Below are 20,094 nucleotides of genomic sequence, written 5' to 3'. Positions count from 1 at the left end.
GCATGTCGAGCGACGGCCCGTCCATGTCATGCTTAACACCTAACATTTAGAAAAAGCTTGGTCAATCATGTCAGTCATGATGAACGACACAATGATTAGAGGAAGACAAAATGAATCAATTGGTTGAAGTAAAAGTCCCTGACATCGGCGATTACAGCGATGTGCCTGTGATTGAAATCCATGTCAAGGTTGGCGATACCGTCGCCATCGAGGACGCTTTGGTGACGCTCGAGTCTGATAAGGCCACGATGGATGTGCCTTCGTCTGCGGCGGGCGTGGTGAAAGAGCTGCGCGTGAGCATGGGCGATAAAATTTCCGAAGGTACGGTGGTGGTTGTGCTCGAGGCAGCGGCGAGTTCAACCGCTGCTGCCGCGCCTGTTGCTGCGCCCGCTCCCGTTAAAGAGGCGGCTCCAGTTGCAGTACCCGTCGCATTGCCAGCAGGCTCATACAACGGCCCCGTTGATATTGAATGCGAAATGCTCGTATTGGGCGCAGGCCCAGGCGGCTATTCCGCAGCGTTCCGCTCGGCTGATTTGGGTATGAACACAGTTTTGGTCGAGCGTTATTCGACCCTCGGCGGCGTGTGCTTGAATGTCGGGTGTATTCCATCAAAAGCGCTCTTACACACCGCAGCGATTATGGATGAGGCGCAGCACATGAGCTCCCATGGCATTACATTCGCCAAGCCTGAAGTTGATTTGAATAAACTACGCGATTATAAAGACAGCGTGATTAAAAAATTAACAGGTGGTCTGGCAGGTATGGCGAAAGCTCGCAAGGTCACGACGGTGCGCGGTGTTGGACAATTCCTTGATGCTCATCACATTGAAGTGACCGAAACCACGGGTACAGGCAGCGAAACCATAGGCGTTAAAAAAGTAGTGCGTTTTGCCAAAGCGATTATTGCTGCGGGTTCGCGTGTTGTGCTCTTGCCGTTCATTCCACAAGACCCGCGTATCGTCGATAGTACGGGTGCGCTGGAGCTGCGCCAAGTACCGAAAAAGATGCTGATTATTGGTGGGGGCATCATTGGTCTTGAAATGGGTACAGTGTACTCATCGCTTGGGGCACGCTTGGATGTGGTTGAAATGATGGACGGTTTGATGCAGGGCGCGGATCGTGACCTCGTAAAAGTTTGGCAGAAATACAATGAACACCGTTTTGACAACATCTATGTCAACACCAAAACGGTGGCGGTTGAGGCGCGCGAAGAAGGCATCTATGTCACCTTTGAAAAAGCCAATGACAAGTCAACCGCACCTGCTGAACCGCAACGTTACGATATGGTTTTGGTGGCCGTGGGTCGTGCGCCGAATGGTTTGTTGATTGGCGCGGATAAGGCAGGCGTAGCCGTGACCGACCGTGGCTTCATCAACGTCGACGCACAAATGCGCACCAATGTGCCGCATATTTTTGCGATTGGTGACATTGTTGGGCAGCCAATGCTCGCGCATAAAGCTGTACACGAAGCACATGTCGCCGCCGAAGCCGCTTTTGGCGAAAAATCATTCTTTGACGTGCGTCAGATACCAAGTGTCGCTTACACCGACCCAGAAGTTGCTTGGGCAGGTATGACCGAAGACCAAGCCAAGGCTGAAGGCTTGAAAGTGGGTAAAGGCGTATTCCCATGGGCAGCTTCAGGCCGAGCCATTGCCAATGGGCGTGATGAGGGCTTTACAAAACTGATTTTTGATCAAGAAACAGGGCGCGTTATTGGTGGCGGCATTGTCGGAACAGGCGCGGGAGATTTGATTTCAGAAGTGTGCTTGGCGATTGAAATGGGCGCAGATGCGGTTGATGTGGGTAAAACCATCCATCCACATCCAACGCTCGGAGAGTCGGTCGGTATGGCGGCGGAAGTATTCAAAGGTCACTGCACTGACTTGCCTCCGCAAAAGAAGAAATGACTTAAAAAAAGAGCTTGAAAAAAACGCCACAAAATAATTTTGTGGCGTTTTTTATGAGGGCTATATAACCTAATTAAGTGCTGCGAAAGGGCTTATTTATCATCCTCATCGCATTGATATTCGGGCAGTTCTGAACCACAATTCATGCAAAATTTTGCTTCGGGTAAATGACCTTCCGTGAGGCACTCATGACAGGTGCGGGTTGTTGGTTTTTGACGGAAACGTTTGATATTCCCCATTTCAACCGTCACGATGCCTGTCGGCACAGCTAAAATTCCCCAGCCAGCCAACATCATAATCGATGCAATAAATCGCCCTAAATTAGACGCGGGTGAAATGTCACCGTAACCCACTGTCGTCATCGTGGTAATCGCCCAATAAATAGAGGTGGGAATGCTGCTAAAGCCACTTTCTTCACCCTCAACGATGTACATGATGGTGCCCATAATGATGGTGAGTATCACAACAAATGATAAGAAAATAAAAATCTTGCGCCCGCTGGAGCGGATAGCCGTGACAAGGGCGTAATACTCACGGACGTAGGCACTGAGCCCCAATACACGAAAAATGCGCAACAATCGCAACACACGAATATTGGCCAGCATGTGTGAGCCTGGAATAAAAAAAGCCAAGTACGTCGGTAGGATGGACAGCAGGTCCACCACGCCAAAAAAACTGTTGGCATAGCGGATGGGGTGGCGTATACAGGTCAAACGTAAAATGTATTCAATGGTAAAAACAATGGTAAAAAACCACTCGAGGGCATTAAACCAAGCCCCATAGCGCGCATCAATGCTTTTCACGCTTTCGGCAAATACAACCGCTACACTCAACATAATCATGAGCAGCAAGCTTAAATCAAAGATTCGTCCAGCCCGCGTGTCGGCTTCAAAAATAATGGTGTATACACGTAGTCGCCAACCCGATAAAGGTTTGCCGATGCGCTTGATTTGCTTATCAGGATTGATGTTCAAAATTTCCATGATTATTGATTGTTATAGAAGGCAAGCTGAATGTAGGCATGATGTTAGCTGACTATTTTAGCACCCCTATTCCTTGAAAAGGAATGCTCTTTGGCGAGATTCGGATTTTTTAGGAAAACAAAAAGGGCTTACATTGCTGTAAGCCCTTTTATAATCTGGCTCCCCGACCTGGACTCGAACCAGGGACCTGCGGATTAACAGTCCGTCGCTCTACCGACTGAGCTATCAGGGAATTGAAGAACGACATTATGATGGCTTTTGCTACTTACGTCAAGTACTTTTTTGAATTGTATGCTGTTTTTTTCGATTAATTTTTTGGATGGCCTTGTTCGCGCAGCCACTCGCGTCCCTTGTCAATACATGGCGTTTGAATCAATGCTGCGAATGCTAAGCCAATTAAGCCGCCAACAATTGCGCCTCCTAAAAAGCCTTTTAAAATTTGTCCAAAAATAGCAAATAAAATTAAGGCAATTGCCAATAAAGCCAAAACACGCACCATCACGAAGTTTTTAGGCAAGCGTTTACGCCCTTCTTGTACGGTGCGCCGCATCAGGTCTTTTTGAGTGGCTCTGTCTAAGCCTGTTAATTCTGGAATTTGATTGGCTGTCCAATAGATTTTCATAAGATATCTCCGTTGGTTGATTGGGTTGAGATTGTGTTTGCCCAACGACATTGCCAGTGCGCGGGCGCATTGGCGACCCATGCTTTTAAAGCTGCGCTTTCGTCATCGCTCATTGGACAGGCGACGAGGGTTGAACCAGAGCCGCTCATGCGCGTGGGTGCGACGTGTTGCAAAGCGTTGTAGACCATTTTAACTTCTGGTGACAGCTCGAAGGTCACGCTTTCAAGGTCGTTGCGGTGCTGGGCTTGAAAAGGTTGCTCATGCAATTGTTGCTGAAGTTCAAAAAGCGATGTTGTTAAGGCGGGGTGTTGACGAGGCAAGTTGGGGTGTGTGAAAACAGCCCCAGTATTGACGTGTACATTTGGGTTGACCAAAAGAATCTCGCGCTTGGGCAGGTCTAAAGGTGAGAGTTGTTCACCAATCCCTTGGGCGAAAGCGGCGGGGTGTTCGCTGACGAAAAAAGGAACGTCTGCGCCCAGTTTGAGTCCGATGCTTTGTAATTGTGAATGACTGAAATTTAGATGCCAAAGTTGATTTAATGCCAATAATACGGTTGCAGCGTTGGAGCTGCCTCCTCCCAAGCCTGCGCCCGTGGGAATGTTTTTTTGCAAATGAATGTCTGCGCCTAAAACGTCATTCGAATGGTTGTGCTGATGCGCAAAAGTTTTCAAGGCCACTGCTGCACGATAGGCAAGGTTTGTTTCAATGGCAACGCCACATGAGTCACCTTGTAGATGAATGTTGCCATCATTGCGGAGCTGGATGTGTAATGTGTCGTACCAGTCAATTTGTTGAAATACAGTTTCTAGCGTGTGATAGCCATCATCGCGCTGGCCTGTGACATGCAAGAACCAATTGATTTTGGCAGGTGAAAGATAAACAGTGTGTGGCATGACAAGTGGCGTATAAAATTGTTTTAATTTACTCAGTCTACTCAGTCTACTCAGTCTACTCAGTCTACTCAGTCTACTCAGTCTACTCAGTCTACTCAGTCTACTCAGTCTACTCAGTCTACTCAGTCTACTCAGTCGGTTCAGGCGCATCAGAACGCTCATCAATGAATAAAGTGAATGTTAAAGGCGTTGGTTTGATGCGGGTGATGATGAGTTTTTTGGCAAGATTGGGGTTGGGAAAGCGGTTGGTGACTTTGACGTCCCAGCCTTCAATTCCTTCCAAAACAGTGTGTTCAGCTAACGATTTTTGGCTTGAGCCGACCATGCTGCGCAGGTTCGAAAAAGGCAGCTCATAGCCCAATAAGCGATACATTAATTCTTCGGGCGTGTTTTCGACAAATAAATGACCATCTGACGTTTTAATGCGTGCTTCGTTGGGCGTGATGTGTAACCCTGCAATTGCGTTGCCTAAAGGGGTTGATAATGTAATGTCCGTGGCGCGGCGCGTTTCTTCCCATAGCATTTTGCCCGTCATGCTTTTATCTTCGCCATTCTCGATGTATTGAACAGCGAATCGCCCGTCCATCGAAAATTGGACTTTGTCATCAATATTGTTGGCGTCACGAACGGGTGCCACACTGGCACAGGCGGTTAAAAAAAGGGCGACAACACCAATGGTGCCAGAACGCAGGCGGGCGTAAACAGACATGCTATTTTCCTAAAGGAATGAATTGAAATTTTTTGAACGGTTCATGCGACAAGACATTGACCGTTAAGAACGCCGACAAATTATGCGTCATTGTCTTGGTTGAATGCGTTGAAGCTGGCTCATTGGAATATTCAGCCGTTCAGCTGTGTCGCGTAAATTAGGTAAAAATGGAGAGGTTTCATAAACTTGGCGCAACACGGACAGTGCTTTTTCTTGTTGACCGCTGGCCCATAAAATTTCCCCATAATGGATTTTGACTTCATCATGAGGTTCTTGTACCAGCGATTGTTCAACGAGTTGCAACGCGGTATCCAAGTTGCCGAGGCGGTAGTTAATCCAAGCCAAGCTGTCAATGATGTGAGGCGCAGCTGGTTTTTGAGCAATGGCTTTTTCTATCAAAGTTTTGGCCTCTGGCAGTCGCATGTTTTTATCGGCTAAAAAATAGCCTAAAGCATTTTGATGCTCGGGATTGTTGGGGTCAATTTTGACGAGCTTTTCTAAAGCCGCTAAAGCTTCGTTGTTATAGCCTAAACGATCGGCAACATCGGCCAATAAACCCAAGGCCGGCACATTGTCGGGTGAGTCCTTCAGTATGATTTTCGCCGTTTCGTAGGCGGGACGATATTGTTGGGCATCAATTTGACCATAAGCGCGTTGAATATCGTTTTGAGTTTTCAAGTCTTGTCCGAGCTGTGTATTTGGCGCAAGTTCTTTTAATAGTTTAGCCGCTGTCAGCGCTGGATCTTTTGCGCCCAAAGCCGCCGCGATTTTGTAAGCCAGTTCAGCATAACGCGGGTCGCGTGTGAGTGCGGCGGTGCGCATATACATCATGTAGGCCTCTTGAGGCTTGCCGCGTTGTAACAAAATATCGGCCAAAATGCTATTAAAAGCAATTTCGGGCGTCAGTGCTTGTTTGGGTAGGTTGTACTCCAGTTTTTTGCTGGGCACTGCGGATGGGTTTTGTACCGCATCCTCAAGGGTTTGTGCGTGTATGGGGGTTGAGATGCCGAGTGTCATTGCGCCCAGCATGCTCAACACAGAAAGGCTGAGTGCGCTTGGACGGAGAGAGCCATTTAAGAAGGGCATGTTTAAATCCTGTATGATGATTGTTTATTTATTGGTTTATTAGTGACAAGCAAAGAGGCAAAGAGCATAAACGACAGTACTTTGTTTCCTTAAATCAGTTTTGAGTCAATTTTGAGTCAATTGTACCGATTAATTTGTATGTTTTGTGAACGCAGTTAAATTTGCTGCCCTGTCGCTATTTATAAGCTGTACTTATCCGTTTTTTATTTCTAGACTATCATGCCAGAACTCCCAGAAGTCGAGGTTTCACGCCTTGGCATTGACCCGCATGTGCGGGGGCAAATTATTCAGCAGTTTATCGTCCGCAACGCATCGTTACGTTGGCCCGTGGATTTGCGTTTGCAAGAAACGTTAAAAAACGCAACCATCACGCACACGGCAAGGCGTGGTAAATACTTGATTTTATATTGTGCGTGCGAAGATGATGCGCAAGGCGCGTTGTTGATACACTTGGGCATGTCAGGCAGTGTGCGCATCGTTGCGCCAGACACGCCCGCACAAAAACACGACCACATTGATTGGGTATTTGAAACACACAGATTGCGTTATCATGACCCTCGTCGCTTTGGTTCTGTTATTTGGCATGATTTGGCGGTGGGTGATTTAAATCTTCATCCACGTTTGTTGAGCCTTGGCATTGAACCATTTGATGACGCGTTTACGGGTGAATACTTTTATCAACACAGCCGCAACCGTTCACAAGCAATAAAAGTGGCTCTGCTCGCGGGCGATATCGTGGTGGGCGTGGGTAATATTTATGCCTCTGAAGTGCTATTTCGGTGCAAGATTCATCCCGAAACATCAACCAAAAGCCTTACTTTAGCCCAAAGCAAGCGCATCGCAGCACAGGTGAAAATTGTGTTGCAAGCCGCAATAGATAAAGGGGGAAGTACTTTGAAAGACTTCGTCAATAGTGATGGAAAAAGCGGGTATTTTCAAATGCACTATAACGTCTATGATCGAGCGGGTGAGCCGTGTACCGTCTGCGGACGGGCGATTCAACGCATCGTTCAAGCGCAACGCGCCACGTATTTTTGTGCTCATTGCCAACCCGCCACCCAATAAAAATAGACATGAACAATTCGCCATTCTCCTTTTCCCAAGCCCTTATTAAGTGGCAGCTTGTGCATGGGCGGCATGATTTGCCATGGCAAAATACGACCGATGCCTATCGAATCTGGTTGTCTGAAATTATGTTGCAACAAACCCAAGTGGTGACGGTGAAAGACTACTATGCGCGGTTTTTAAAGCGCTTTCCAGATGTTCAATCGCTGGCATCTGCCGAGCAAGATGAGGTGCTCGCATTATGGACGGGTCTGGGCTATTACAGTCGCGCTCGCAATTTACACGCCTGCGCCCGCAGTGTGGTTGCTGATTTCGGTGGTGAATTTCCTCGAACGCCTGAGCAATTGGTTACTTTGAAAGGCATCGGTGCATCGACCGCAGCCGCGATTGCTGTATTTGCTTATGGATATCCAGCCGCCATTCTTGATGGCAATGTCAAGCGCATCATTGCTCGCGTCATGGGTGTTCGCGCCCCAGCATCTGCCGCCACCGACAAAATTTTGTGGCAGCACGCCAATGAGTTATTGGTGACGAAGGCCGATGCAAAAAAACTCAAAATGCCTCATGCGACAGCCTTGCGCATTTACACACAAGGTCTGATGGATTTGGGTGCGAGTCTATGTGCACGCGGTACTCCACAATGCACAGCATGTCCGATGCAAACCAATTGCTACGCCCGTATTCATCAACTCACGGATGACATTCCTGCGGCTAAAGCACGCAAAGTATCGCCTGAATTTAAAGTGGCTTTATACGTGTATCAACATGCGGGTCGGCTTTGGTTGGAAAAACGAGCAGACCAAGGAATTTGGGCAGGGTTGTACAGTTTTCCTGAACAGAACCGTTTAAATTTCGCAGACTTGAATGAAAGTGAAGCCAAACTACAGCATATTCGACACGTCCTGACGCACCGAGTATTGTATTTACAGCCACATTTATTTCAGTTGGATGCCAGTCAAGCGCGCGCCTTGGAAGACACAGAAAATGCTGGGCAGGGCGGGTGGTTTAGTGTTGAGGACTTAAAACAAGTCGGGTTGCCGAAGCCGATTTTGGAATTGACACGACGAATTTTGGAATGAACTGCCCAGTTATATCGATTAAGCGGTAGATGAAGCAGCAGATTAAACAGGTGAGATTTGTCCGTGCTCAACCATGCTGTGCGCTTCGTGCCCTTTAGCCACGATGAGGTGATCGAGCACATGAATATGCAAGGGCGCCAATTGCATTTGCAATGCTAGCGTACTTTCAATGTCTTGAGCCGATGGTGTTGCATTGCCATTGGGATGGTTGTGCGCGAGGATGATGCCGTGGGCGTTGTGATTAAATGTGCGACGGACAATGTCTCGGATGGGTAAATCCACTTGGGTCGTATGACCTATGCCGATGGTCTCTATGGCTATCAAGTTGAGATGGGCTGTTAAGAATAAGACCAACAATGTTTCTTGGGGTTGTTCCGCCAAGTGGAGTTGAACCAGTGTTTTGACAGAAGCGATGTTGTTAAATGCAGAGTGTTGGCTGATGTGGTCGGTTAGGGCGCGTCGGCTCATTTCAAGTACGGCTTGTAGCTGAACGTATTTTGCTTCACCAATGCCTTTAATTTCAGACAGCTCATTTAAGCGGGCGTTAAATAAAGCCGACAATGAGCCAAAATGAGCGATTAATTCATGGGCTAAATCAACCGCGCTTTTGCCAACCATGCCCACTCGCAAAAAAATAGCCAGTAGCTCCGCATCGCTTAATGCGGATGCGCCGCGAGCCAGTAATTTTTCACGAGGGCGGGTTTCAGGGAGCCAGTCAGTGATGGGCATATGGTTTATAATATCCAAAAATAAGTGGCGCTATGTTACCACTGCTGAACATTGGATAATACCGTAATCATTGTCCGATACACATTTTGTCTCTTTTTAGAAAGTCCAATCATTTTATGTCTACCTCTGAAAACCAATCGACTCTAACTGTGAGTGCCTCTTCTCATGTCACATTGCATTATCGCATCACGGTTTTAGACGAGATATTAAGTGATTTTTTAAGCACGTTTGAAGGTAATCCAGCCACCGTGGCGATTGGTCAAGCGCAGCTGGCACCATTTATGGAAGAGCGTTTACTGGGTTTGGCTGAAGGTACGCATGAAGTATTTGATTTAACGGCAGCGCAGGCATTTGGCGATTACAACCCCGATTTGCGTCAAGAGGTCGGTCGTGGCCTGTTGCTCGAAGGCAATCCTCAAGTGGATGAATTTGTACAAGGTGATTTTGTCGAGTTTTCGATGCCCAATGGTTATCGAATGACGGGAGTGTTTCAGGATTGGAACCAAGACAAGTCAGGGGCATGGATTGATTTTAATCATCCACTGGCAGGCAAAGCCTTGCGTTTAGAACTTAAAGTCATCGGGGTGCTGTGATGTCACAAACTATGGATATTGTTTTGGCGCAACCGCGTGGGTTTTGCGCGGGTGTCGATAGAGCGATTGAGATTGTTGAGCGCGCGTTAGCCCAATTTGGTGCACCCATATATGTGCGTCATGAAATTGTACATAATCGATACGTGGTCGAAGATTTACGCGCCAAAGGAGCGGTGTTCATCGAAGAGTTACATGAAGCGCCCTCAGGCAGTACCGTGATTTTTTCAGCGCATGGGGTTTCACGCGCAGTGCGTGCCGAAGCGGCTGAACGTGGCCTGCACATTTTTGATGCGACTTGCCCGCTTGTGACTAAAGTGCATGTCGAAGTGTCTAAAATGCGCGAGCAAGGTTTGGAAGTCATCATGATTGGGCACCGTGGCCACCCTGAAGTCGAAGGCACGATGGGGCAAGTGGACGATGGTATTTATTTGGTTGAAGTGGTTGACGATGTGTCGACCATACAAGTGAAAACCCCCAATCAACTTGCTTATGTTACTCAGACGACCTTGTCCGTGGATGATACAAGTGGCATCATTGCAGCGTTGAAAGCCCGTTTCCAGAGTATTCACGAACCAAAAAAAGCGGATATTTGTTACGCCACTCAAAACCGACAAGATGCCGTAAAAGTGATGGCACCTCAAGTGGACGTGGTCATTGTGGTGGGCAGCCCCAACAGTTCAAATTCAAATCGGTTGCGCGAATTGGCAGAAAAAATGGGGGTGCGCGCTTACATGGTCGATAATGCGGGTGATGTGGATGAGTCATGGTTCAAAGACGCACGGCGCATCGGCGTCACAGCGGGCGCATCGGCGCCAGAAGTTTTGGTTGAAAGCGTTTTGATGCGCATACGCTCATTGGGCGCAAGTTCGGTGCGCGTACTTGAAGGGGTTGAGGAGGCGGTCAGTTTTCCTTTGCCCAAAGGCTTAAAAGGACTGCAAAGCATTGCAATTTCAGTGGAGAAATAATATGCGCACCCTGTTACATGCACAAACTCACTCACCCGCATCTACCTTTGATGCGATTGTACCCGCGCCATTTGGGGCTGTTGGTGTGCGTTTAAACAACGAGCATGATAAAGTCTTTGAATTAAGCTATTTGCCCAGTGGCTATCAAGAAAAAAAAGGTGACAGCGAATTATCGAGACGTGCTTTTCAACAAATCGAAGCCTACCTCGTAAACAGTAACTCACCTTTTGATTTGCCTTTGATGCCTCAAGGGACAGATTTCCAAAAACGGGTTTGGCAAGCAATTAACGCTATTGAAAGCGGTCAAGTGTTGAGCTACAAACAAGTCGGGCAAATTATTCAGTGCGGCAGTCCTCGCGCGATTGGTGGCGCGTGCGGTGCGAATCCTTATCCATTGATTACGCCGTGTCATCGCGTGGTGGCGCGCAATGGGATTGGTGGTTTTGCGCGGCATGACGATGGTTTTCATATTCATGTCAAACGCTGGTTGTTAAGGCATGAAGGCATTGACTACCATTGACTAGCATTGAATATCATCGAGTATTATTCAGTATTGATGAGTGCTGCAGAATATCAATGACCTCATCAATGTCCGCCCGCCACGATTGTGTGATGACCGCTGTACCAAACATTGACCGACAGAGCAGTTTAATATCCTAAATAAAAAATGACTACTTTGAAGAAAAAACCCCTCTCGTCGCACCCTGACCAAGCATTGATAGATCAATTCACCAGTGGTTTGTGGTTGGCAGATGGACTCTCGAATAACACCTTGGCTGCGTATGGGCGTGATTTGCAACTGCTCGCCGTAGATTTGCATGCCAAAGGCGTGGTCTTGCTTAAGGCTCAACAGGCTGATATTGAGGCACATTTGGCGGCGTCTTTTCGGGCTGGGTTGGTTAAAAAAAGCAGTTCATCTAACCGTAAAATCGCCAGCTTCCGACGATTTTACGCATGGGCGCAGCAGTCAAATTTAATTGCGCATGATCCGTGCTTGAACATTTTGCGTGGCAAGCCAGCGGCGCGCTTGCCCAAAAGCTTATCCGAATCACAAATTGAATCCCTGCTCAATGCGCCCGATGAAAGTTTGCTGGGATTGCGTAACCGAGCAATGATTGAGTTGATGTATGCCAGTGGATTACGCGTATCAGAGTTAATCGGCATGCGCATGCTCGATGTCAGCTTAAATGATGGTGTGTTGCGAATTACGGGCAAAGGCGATAAAACCCGCTTAGTGCCGTTTGGTCAAGAAGCCAACGAGCGGCTCAATATATACTTAAAACAAGCACGAGCGGCTTTACTTAAAGGCAAAACCTGCGATGAAGTATTTGTCACGGCCCGAGGTTCAGCCATGACGCGGCAGATGTTTTGGCATGTGATTAAACGTTATGCGTCGCAAGTAGGGATTCCGCTGGTGTTGATTTCTCCGCATACCCTGCGCCATGCGTTCGCCACCCATTTGCTTAATCATGGCGCCGACTTGCGCGTGGTTCAATTGTTACTCGGGCATGTGGATATCAGCACCACACAAATTTACACACATGTTGCGCGCGAACGCCTAAAAAAAATCCATACTGAACATCACCCACGTGGTTAATTCGTTGTTTTGAGTGGCTTTCTCCCTTATTTTTGCATCTTAAAAGACTGTGTTATTATGCGACTTTTCGTCATACTGTTTGACGATTGGATAGATTTTAAATAGGAACAGCCTTTGGAAACCTTTACTCAAATTTTCAGTTTTATGATGCACATTGACAGCCAGCTTCAAGTGTTGATTCAACAATACGGCTTGTATATTTACGCGATTTTATTTGTCGTGGTTTTCGGTGAAACAGGCTTTGTGGTATTGCCATTCTTACCTGGTGACTCGTTGTTGTTTATTGCAGGCGCTTTTTCAGCCGATGGCTTAATGAATCCGTGGCTTTTGACGGTTCTGTTGATTGTGGCGGCAGTTTTGGGCAACACGGTGAATTATTCGATTGGACGCTTTATTGGTAAAAAAGCCTTTGAAACCGACAGCCGCTGGATAAGCCGTGATGCGCTGATTAAAACCCATGAATTTTACGAGCGGCACGGCGGCAAAGCGATTATTTTGGCCCGATTTTTACCCATCGTCCGCACTTTTGCGCCATTCGTTGCGGGCGTTTCGGAAATGAATCGAGTGCGCTTTCAACAGTTCAATATCATTGGTGCGGTATTGTGGGTCACTATTTTTGTGTGGGGTGGTTACTGGTTCGGTAGTGTCCCGATTATTCGTGATCACCTGTCGACCATTGCGATTATTGGTTTTTTAGCAGCTTTAATTCCTGCGGCTTTGGGGTTTATGTGGCGCTTGTTGCAACGCAAGAAAAAAATGTAAAAAATCCCGTGATGTTCTATCTTTAAATAAAATCAAATAAACGTTGCGCTGCACCATTTTTTTTCTGTATAAAGTTGCCGAGCAAATACAAGGGACAGAAAAGGATAAAAAACTATATTTTATGCTTGCCATTCCTGCTGCACTGCATAATAATCGCGGTCAGGGCTTGCGGTGTATTGGTCGAATGAGCGTAACGGTTTTTTCTTGCGCCATTTAACAACCAGCGTTACAATGCGCAGCGCCTAGTGGTGTTTTAAATATGTACGTAGTTCTTAGAGGGCATGCTTGATATATTGCAACCCAGATGACTTAAGTAGTTTCACATGGAGAAAAGACGATGCAAACAAAATTATTTAAACTAGTACCTTTAATGGCAGCAGTAGCTTTGACCGCTTGCAAACCTGAAGAAAAGAAAGCGGATGCCGCTCAACCAGCTGCTTCTGGTGACACCATTGTGGTGAAAATCGGTAGCGGTGCGCCAAAATCAGGTGAAATTGCTCACTTAGGTAAAGACAACGAAAACGGTGCACAATTGGCCGTGAATGAAATTAACGCTAAAGGTGATTTGGTCATCGGCGGTAAAAAAGTGAAATTGGAATTGGTCGGTGAAGACGACGCAGGCGATCCAAAACAAGGCCCCGTTGTAGCACAAAAATTGGTGGACGCTGGTGCAGTTGCAGTAGTTGGCCATTTGAACTCAGGCGTATCAATTCCTGCAAGTGCTGTATACGCAGCAGCGGGCATGGTTCAAGTCTCTCCTTCTTCTACCAATCCTGACTACACATTGAAAAGCACTAAAACACCAAAAGGCTCTGTGAGTGCTTATCGTGTGGTTGCGACGGATGCTAAACAAGGTCCTTCTGTAGCGAAATACTTGATGGAACACGGCGCGAAAAAAGTGGTGGTTTTGGATGATGCTACGCAATACGGTAAAGGTTTAGCTGACCAAGTAGACAAAACATTGAAAGAAGGTAAAGTTGAAGTGGTTGCACGTGAAGCTGCAACTGATAAAACAACCGATTTCAAAGCCATCTTGACTAAAATTAAAGCCATGAATCCAGATTACATTTTCTGGGGTGGCATGGATGCGACAGCAGCACCATTGGTTAAGCAAATGAAAGAACTCGGCCTGACTGCTAAGTTGGCTTCTGCTGACGGCGCATGTACAGAGAAAATGGTTGAGTTGGCTGGTGAAGCATCTGAAGGCGTTGTGTGCTCAGTTGCAGGTATGCCTTTGGAAAAAATGGCAAAAGGTAAAGACTTTGTAGCCAACTACGAAAAAGCATTTTCTGGCCAAAAAGTTCAAATCTACTCTCCATTTGCTTACGATGCGGTGTACGCAATTGTTGATGCAATGAAAAAAGCCAACTCTGTCGATCGCGAAGCGATTGCTGCAGCAATGCCTAAAGTGTCAATTGAAGGTTTAATCGGTAAAATCGAATTCGAACCAACAGGTGACATCAAAGGTGGTGCCATCACCATCAATGAAATCAAAGGTAAAAAGCTGACAGTTGCGCAAATTATTCAGTAATGCAGTGACAAAACCCTGACTGCGAAGTCAGGGTTTTTTAATGATAATTAATGATAGTTTGACTCACACAGACCAGAATGTGAAACAAATTACTGAATGGTTGACAAAAAATAATAAATTTTGTGTTTTAAAACTCAGAAACTTATGCTCTCTCATAAATGAATGGTGCTTAAGCAGTCAAAGATTTAGAGACAAATAAACGAAGGAGTGCGGAGATGTTTGATACGCTCGTGCAAACGTTAATAAACGGCATCATCGTCGGTAGTATTTATGCGATGGTGGCCTTGGGTTATACCATGGTCTATGGTATTTTAGGCATCATTAACTTTGCCCATGGTGAAGTGATGATGATTGGTGCTATGGTCGCTGTTACGGTATCAACCTTATTGATAAAAGCAGGTTTGCCGATTGCCGTTGTACTGATTATTACCATGCTCGTGGCGATGTTGGTGTGTATGGTGGTCAGTTTCTTGATGGAAAAAATTGCCTATCGGCCTTTACGCAACGCGCCTAAATTGGCACCGTTGATTACCGCCATTGGTATGTCTTTCTTGTTGCAGGCCATTGCGATGTTGGTGTGGGGCTTAGAGCATCGTCCGATGCCTGAATTGTTGCCCTCTCAACGCATCGTGTTGTTCAACGATGTTGGCGTGACCATGCGTGAAATCGTGATTGTCGTATTGTCCGTCATCATGATGGCGGGCTTGTTGACCTTGGTCAATAAAACCAAACTGGGTCGAGCCATGCGTGCCACGTCTGAAAATGTGGGTGTGACGGGCTTGATGGGCGTGAATCCAAATAAAGTGATTTCAGCGACGTTCATGATTGGTGCAGCGTTAGCAGCTGTTGCGGGTATTATGTATGCCCTCAATGTTGGTAAAGCACACTTTTACATGGGCTTTATGCCAGGGATGAAAGCGTTTATTGCGGCGGTACTCGGTGGCATTGGCAATATTCCAGGTGCTGTGGTCGGCGGCTTGGTCTTGGGCTTGGCTGAAGCCTTGGGCGCGGGTTACATCAGTAGCGAGTATCAAGACGTATTTGCATTTGTCGTCTTGGTTGTGGTCTTAATTTTCCGTCCGTCTGGTCTCATGGGTCAACGTACTGCAGATCGCGCATAAGGAGGACATCATGAATAAATTATTGCAAAAAATGAATCCAAAAGAGTCCATGATTGGGTTCTTGATTGCCTTGGCGTTATTAATGGCGATGCCTTTTATCGCAAAAACGGTTGGCGGTACAACGTGGGTACGTATTGTCGACATGGCGTTGTTATACATCATGTTGGCAATGGGCTTGAATATTGTGGTGGGTTTCGCGGGTTTGCTTGATTTGGGTTACATCGCATTTTATGCGGTCGGTGCGTACATGGTGGCATTGTTGTCGTCGTCGCATTTGTCTGATAACTTTGCTTGGGCTCATGAGCACTTTCCAAACGGCCTGCATGTTCCGCTGTGGGTGATTATTCCACTGGGGGCAGGGCTGGCGGCATTGGCTGGGATTATGCTCGGCACGCCGATTTTGAAATTGCGCGGCGACTACTTGGCGCTTGTCACCTTGGGTTTTGGTGAAATCATCCGTATTTTCATGAATAACTTGGGCAAAAATGAGTTTAATTTGACCAATGGCCCTCGCGGTATCAATCGGATTGACCCTGTTACGATTTTTGGCTATCCGCTCGATAGAACCTTAGATATTGGCGGTTTACAATTAACCAAAGAGTTTTTGTACTACTACTTGTTTTTGGTTTTAGCTGCGGCAACGGTATTTGTTTGTTATCGTTTACAAAAATCTCGCCTAGGACGCGCTTGGATGGCTTTGCGTGAAGACGATATCGCCGCCAAAGCAATGGGTATCAATGTACGTAACATCAAGTTGTTGGCCTTCTCATTAGGCGCGACTTTTGGTGGCATCGCAGGTGGTATGTTTGCATCATTCCAAGGCTTTATCTCACCAGAATCATTCACTTATCTTGAGTCAATTGTTATTCTTGCTATGGTTGTTTTAGGCGGCATGGGTCATATCCCTGGCGTGATTTTGGGTGCAGTTATTATGTACTTTTTGCCTGAATTCTTGCGCTTCACCGTTGAGCCGATTCAAAAAGCAGCATTTGGTAAGGTCTTGATTGACACCGCGATTTTGCGTCAAATGTTACTCGGTTTGGCAATGATTTTGATTATGCTCTATCGTCCAAAAGGCTTATGGCCGACGCCGACGCGTGAAGATAAAAAAGACATTCAAGCTGATAAATCAACCAAAGCGGCTTAAGGAGAGAATGATGAAGGCAAATGAACATATCGTCCTCTCAGTTAAGGGCGTGAACAAAAGTTTCGGCGGCTTAAAAGCCTTGTCCGAAGTCGGTTTAGAAGTTAAAAAGAACACTGTATATGGTCTGATTGGCCCTAACGGTGCAGGTAAAACCACATTTTTTAATGTGATTACAGGTTTGTATGAGCCAGACTCTGGCGAGTTCATCCTCAACGGTGTGCACTATCAGCCCACGGCGGTGCATGAAGTGGCAAAAGCGGGTATTGCGCGCACCTTCCAAAATATTCGTCTGTTCGGTCACATGACCGCTTTAGAAAATGTCATGGTGGGTCGTCACGTTCGTACCAAAGGCGGCGTGCTTGGCTCGATTTTTGGGACTAAAGCGGTACGTGAAGAAGAAAAGCAAATTCGTGAACGCGCGCAAGCTTTGCTCGATTATGTCGGCATTGGTGAATATCACGACTACGCGGCTCGCAACTTGGCTTATGGTTTGCAGCGTCGTTTAGAAATTGCACGCGCATTGGCGACTGACCCGAAGTTGTTGGCATTAGACGAACCCGCAGCAGGTATGAACTCTACCGAAAAGCTCGATTTGACGAAGTTGCTTCGTAAAATCAGTGCAGATGGTGTGACGATTCTTATCATTGAACACGACGTGAAGTTAATTATGGAGTTGTGCGATGAAATGACCGTGCTCGATCATGGTGAAATTTTGGCACAAGGCAAACCCGAAGACGTCCGTAAAAATAAAGACGTGATTGAGGCTTACTTAGGTGGAGGACACTAAAATGGCACAACAACCGATGCTAAGTATTAAAGGTCTACAGGTTGCGTATGGCGGTATTCAAGCTGTCAAAAACGTTGATATGGACGTGTACGAAGGTGAGTTGGTGACTTTGATTGGCTCAAACGGAGCGGGTAAAACCACAACGCTAAAAGCCATCACGGGCATGATACCCGCCAAAGCAGGCGAAATTTACTATCGTGGCAAGTCCATCAAAGGGACACCCAGCTGGGATTTATTGGCTCAAGGCTTGGTGATGGTGCCTGAAGGTCGAGGCGTATTTGCCCGCATGACGATTGTTGAAAACCTGCAAATGGGTGCTTACATCCGCGAAGACAAAGCGGGTATTGAAGCAGACATCGAAAAAATGTTTGCCATCTTCCCTCGCTTAAAAGAGCGTGCCAGTCAGTTGGCAGGCACAATGTCTGGTGGTGAGCAGCAAATGTTGGCCATGGCGCGTGCGCTTATGAGTCAACCCAAACTGCTCATTATGGATGAGCCGACCATGGGGTTGTCGCCTGTGATGACAGAAGTGATTTTTAATGTCATTAAACAAGTGTCATCGGAAGGTACGACCATTATTCTGGTTGAACAAAATGCGAAATTGGCCTTGAAAGCAGCCGACCGTGGCTACGTGATGGGTTCAGGCAATATCATCATGAATGGCAAAGCCGCAGACATGTTGGACGACCCGCAGGTTCAATCCGCTTATTTGGGTGAGTAATACAATCTCTTTCGTTGATTGATAAACCAAAACGCCACTTCAAAAAGAAGTGGCGTTTTGTTATCTATTGCTATGTTGAGTTGTATTAAGCGATGCAGTGATCAGCGTTTTTTCGGTTTGCCCAGTTTAAATAAAGCAGCCACTGGCGCAGTGTTTTGCCCCAATTTATTTGGGCGCACTAAAGCGGACGCGTTCGCAGGTTGAGTGTCTTTGTCAGAGCTGGGTGCGGTGGTGGCGGGTTGATACGGTTGAGTGAAAAAAGGGTCGTTTGATAAGCGCGTTTTGCGGCGCAAATATTCTAATTCTTGCTCCTCAACGGCGCTGCGACGGTGTGGTGCGCTGCGCTCGGTATTGCGCACACGCGGTGCATCTGCTCCAGCACGCGGATGCGGTGATGTGCGAGAGTCATCGCGGCGAGGTCGGTCTTCACGGGTGTTGGATGGGGTGGCTTCAAGAGGGATGGCGGTGAATTCTTGTTTGGTTAATTTGCAAATGGCCGCTAACAAGCGCTCATCCAATGGTGTCACAATCGACAGTGCCCGCCCTTGAGCGCCCGCGCGCCCCGTGCGTCCGATACGGTGCACATAGTCCTCTGCGTTGTAAGGTAAATCAAAATTAATGACGCAAGGCATTTGAGAAATGTCTAAACCGCGAGCCGCCACGTCTGTTGCAACGAGAATCGGCACTTCATTCTTTTTAAAACCTTCCAAGGTGGCCAAACGCTCCGCTTGGCTTTGGTCGCCATGAATGCTTTGAGCATTGATTTTCGCACGTTGAAGAAAACGCGATAGCTCGCGAGCCTCGATTTTCGTGTTCACAAAAATCATGGCCTGCTCAACCTTTTGCTCATGAATTAGCTTCACCAGCGCGGCGCGTTTTTGTGTTTTATCCGCAACGCTGTACACCGTTTGAGTAATGTTTTGTGATGCCGCGTTGCGTTGTGCCGTTTCGATGGTCACGGGGTTGGTTTGATACGACTGCGCCAGCTTACGAATTTCAGGTGAAAAAGTAGCTGAAAATAATAAGGTTTGGCGCTGTTTGGGCAATACATTTAAGATGCGTTGCAAGTCAGGCAAAAAGCCCATGTCTAACATACGATCAGCCTCATCAAGAACAAGGTAACCGACCTGTCCTAACGATACATTGCCAGACTCAAGGTGGTCGAGTAAGCGACCAGGTGTGGCAATCAACAGTTCAACGCCCGCACGTAAAGCAGGTGTTTGGCTTTTAATGTCCATACCGCCAAAAACGACCGCACTGCGAATGGGGGTGTGTTTGGCATATTTTTGTGCGTTATCAGCCACTTGTACCGCCAACTCTCGGGTTGGGCACAGCACCAAAGCACGCACAGGGTGTCGCGCAGGAGAAGTACTGGAAGAAGCAAGTGGTAAGATGTTTTGTAAAATCGGTAACACGAAGCTGGCTGTTTTTCCCGTGCCCGTTTGAGCCGAACCCATGACATCCTGACCGTTTAATACCACGGGGATGGCTTGCGCTTGGATGGGGGTTGGGGTGGTGTAACCCGACTCTTCGATGGCGCGCAAAATGCGAGCATCTAAGTTGAAATTTGAAAAATGAGGGGCTGCGGGTGCTGCACTTTGCGTCATTGAAAAATCCAATTAAATCATTGTATTAAAAGCGTTATTGTACCGCATTTAAATTTGATGCCAACGGTCATCTATCGTCGAGGTTCGACAAAAGCACATTTGCCTCACATTGTGTTGTATAGAACAGGCTCATCGAATTAAAAACGCCAAAAAGCCGATAAAGCGTCATTTAAGACAATTGTGCACGTTT

The 20,094-nt window shown here is 47.0% G+C and carries 20 protein-coding genes and 1 tRNA gene; 13 read left to right on the top strand and 8 right to left on the bottom strand.

From position 1 onward, the window contains the following. The first annotated feature begins 110 nt into the window (after nucleotides 1-110). Complete coding sequence (gene lpdA / locus DFR44_RS04325; RefSeq protein WP_133619476.1) at nucleotides 111-1,907, top strand: dihydrolipoyl dehydrogenase; 1,797 nt, start codon at nucleotides 111-113, stop codon at nucleotides 1,905-1,907. A gap of 92 nt (nucleotides 1,908-1,999) precedes the next feature. Here the strand turns inward: lpdA and DFR44_RS04320 are convergent, their stop codons facing one another. The 6 genes from DFR44_RS04320 to DFR44_RS04295 all read right to left on the bottom strand — a co-directional run bounded on the left by DFR44_RS04320 (nucleotide 2,000) and on the right by DFR44_RS04295 (nucleotide 6,200). Continuing rightward, complete coding sequence (locus tag DFR44_RS04320; protein WP_133619475.1) at nucleotides 2,000-2,890, bottom strand: ion transporter; 891 nt, start codon at nucleotides 2,888-2,890, stop codon at nucleotides 2,000-2,002. A 156-nt stretch (nucleotides 2,891-3,046) separates the two neighbouring features. After that, a tRNA-Asn gene (locus DFR44_RS04315) sits at nucleotides 3,047-3,122 on the bottom strand. Nucleotides 3,123-3,197: 75 nt separating this feature from the next. After that, nucleotides 3,198-3,512 (bottom strand): YtxH domain-containing protein, encoded by a 315-nt coding sequence (locus tag DFR44_RS04310; RefSeq protein WP_133619474.1) that lies wholly within the window; start codon nucleotides 3,510-3,512, stop codon nucleotides 3,198-3,200. Then, nucleotides 3,509-4,405: a 4-(cytidine 5'-diphospho)-2-C-methyl-D-erythritol kinase gene (ispE, locus tag DFR44_RS04305; protein ID WP_133619473.1), complete on the bottom strand. Its 897-nt coding sequence runs from the start codon at nucleotides 4,403-4,405 to the stop codon at nucleotides 3,509-3,511. Before ispE ends, DFR44_RS04310 begins: the two co-directional genes overlap by 4 nt. Nucleotides 4,406-4,532: 127 nt before the next feature. Beyond that, the gene (locus DFR44_RS04300) at nucleotides 4,533-5,114 is read right to left on the bottom strand and encodes an outer membrane lipoprotein LolB (RefSeq protein ID WP_133619472.1); all 582 of its coding nucleotides are present in this window, start codon (nucleotides 5,112-5,114) and stop codon (nucleotides 4,533-4,535) included. Nucleotides 5,115-5,201: 87 nt separating this feature from the next. After that, nucleotides 5,202-6,200, bottom strand: a complete 999-nt coding sequence (locus DFR44_RS04295) for a tetratricopeptide repeat protein (RefSeq protein WP_133619471.1) — start codon at nucleotides 6,198-6,200, stop codon at nucleotides 5,202-5,204. A 219-nt stretch (nucleotides 6,201-6,419) separates the two neighbouring features. On the opposite strand from DFR44_RS04295, the gene mutM reads away from it, so the two are divergent. Together mutM and mutY are read left to right on the top strand one after the other, a co-directional pair. Further along, nucleotides 6,420-7,265 (top strand): bifunctional DNA-formamidopyrimidine glycosylase/DNA-(apurinic or apyrimidinic site) lyase, encoded by an 846-nt coding sequence (mutM, locus tag DFR44_RS04290; RefSeq protein WP_133619470.1) that lies wholly within the window; start codon nucleotides 6,420-6,422, stop codon nucleotides 7,263-7,265. Nucleotides 7,266-7,273: 8 nt separating this feature from the next. Beyond that, nucleotides 7,274-8,344 (top strand): A/G-specific adenine glycosylase, encoded by a 1,071-nt coding sequence (gene mutY / locus DFR44_RS04285; protein WP_133619469.1) that lies wholly within the window; start codon nucleotides 7,274-7,276, stop codon nucleotides 8,342-8,344. A gap of 42 nt (nucleotides 8,345-8,386) precedes the next feature. On the opposite strand, the gene radC is transcribed toward mutY, so the two are convergent. After that, nucleotides 8,387-9,073 carry a RadC family protein gene (gene radC / locus DFR44_RS04280; protein WP_133619468.1) on the bottom strand — a complete coding sequence of 229 codons (687 nt, stop codon included), beginning with the start codon at nucleotides 9,071-9,073 and terminating at the stop codon, nucleotides 8,387-8,389. Nucleotides 9,074-9,189: 116 nt separating this feature from the next. Here radC and DFR44_RS04275 point away from each other — a divergent pair, with 116 nt between their 5' ends. The 10 genes from DFR44_RS04275 (at nucleotide 9,190) to DFR44_RS04230 (ending at nucleotide 18,297) form a co-directional block, all read left to right on the top strand. Beyond that, complete coding sequence (locus tag DFR44_RS04275; protein WP_133619467.1) at nucleotides 9,190-9,666, top strand: FKBP-type peptidyl-prolyl cis-trans isomerase; 477 nt, start codon at nucleotides 9,190-9,192, stop codon at nucleotides 9,664-9,666. Continuing rightward, entirely contained in the window at nucleotides 9,666-10,631 is a 966-nt protein-coding gene (gene ispH / locus DFR44_RS04270) for a 4-hydroxy-3-methylbut-2-enyl diphosphate reductase (RefSeq protein WP_133619466.1), read from the top strand. Before DFR44_RS04275 ends, ispH begins: the two co-directional genes overlap by 1 nt. A gap of 1 nt (nucleotide 10,632) precedes the next feature. Continuing rightward, on the top strand, nucleotides 10,633-11,151 hold the full coding sequence (locus DFR44_RS04265) for a methylated-DNA--[protein]-cysteine S-methyltransferase (RefSeq protein ID WP_133619465.1): 519 nt from the start codon (nucleotides 10,633-10,635) through the stop codon (nucleotides 11,149-11,151). A 147-nt stretch (nucleotides 11,152-11,298) separates the two neighbouring features. Then, nucleotides 11,299-12,228 carry a site-specific tyrosine recombinase XerD gene (xerD, locus tag DFR44_RS04260; RefSeq protein WP_133619464.1) on the top strand — a complete coding sequence of 310 codons (930 nt, stop codon included), beginning with the start codon at nucleotides 11,299-11,301 and terminating at the stop codon, nucleotides 12,226-12,228. 114 nt (nucleotides 12,229-12,342) lie between these two features. Next, nucleotides 12,343-12,990, top strand: coding sequence for a VTT domain-containing protein (locus tag DFR44_RS04255; protein WP_425459559.1), 648 nt, complete (start codon nucleotides 12,343-12,345; stop codon nucleotides 12,988-12,990). A 337-nt stretch (nucleotides 12,991-13,327) separates the two neighbouring features. After that, complete coding sequence (locus DFR44_RS04250) at nucleotides 13,328-14,521, top strand: branched-chain amino acid ABC transporter substrate-binding protein (RefSeq protein WP_133619463.1); 1,194 nt, start codon at nucleotides 13,328-13,330, stop codon at nucleotides 14,519-14,521. Between the two features lie 215 nt (nucleotides 14,522-14,736). Continuing rightward, nucleotides 14,737-15,642, top strand: a complete 906-nt coding sequence (locus DFR44_RS04245; RefSeq protein WP_133619462.1) for a branched-chain amino acid ABC transporter permease — start codon at nucleotides 14,737-14,739, stop codon at nucleotides 15,640-15,642. A 10-nt stretch (nucleotides 15,643-15,652) separates the two neighbouring features. After that, the gene (locus DFR44_RS04240) at nucleotides 15,653-16,789 is read left to right on the top strand and encodes an ABC transporter permease subunit (RefSeq protein WP_133619461.1); all 1,137 of its coding nucleotides are present in this window, start codon (nucleotides 15,653-15,655) and stop codon (nucleotides 16,787-16,789) included. 10 nt (nucleotides 16,790-16,799) lie between these two features. Further along, complete coding sequence (locus DFR44_RS04235; protein ID WP_425459560.1) at nucleotides 16,800-17,576, top strand: ABC transporter ATP-binding protein; 777 nt, start codon at nucleotides 16,800-16,802, stop codon at nucleotides 17,574-17,576. A gap of 1 nt (nucleotide 17,577) precedes the next feature. After that, nucleotides 17,578-18,297 carry an ABC transporter ATP-binding protein gene (locus DFR44_RS04230; protein ID WP_246012043.1) on the top strand — a complete coding sequence of 240 codons (720 nt, stop codon included), beginning with the start codon at nucleotides 17,578-17,580 and terminating at the stop codon, nucleotides 18,295-18,297. A gap of 101 nt (nucleotides 18,298-18,398) precedes the next feature. Here the strand turns inward: DFR44_RS04230 and DFR44_RS04225 are convergent, their stop codons facing one another. After that, on the bottom strand, nucleotides 18,399-19,904 hold the full coding sequence (locus DFR44_RS04225) for a DEAD/DEAH box helicase (RefSeq protein ID WP_133619459.1): 1,506 nt from the start codon (nucleotides 19,902-19,904) through the stop codon (nucleotides 18,399-18,401). Nucleotides 19,905-20,094: the final 190 nt, after the last annotated feature.

The organism is Hydromonas duriensis (genome assembly GCF_004363775.1).
GTDB classification, from domain to species: Bacteria; Pseudomonadota; Gammaproteobacteria; order Burkholderiales; family Burkholderiaceae; genus Hydromonas; species Hydromonas duriensis.
This window is presented reverse-complemented; position numbering and strand designations above follow the sequence as displayed.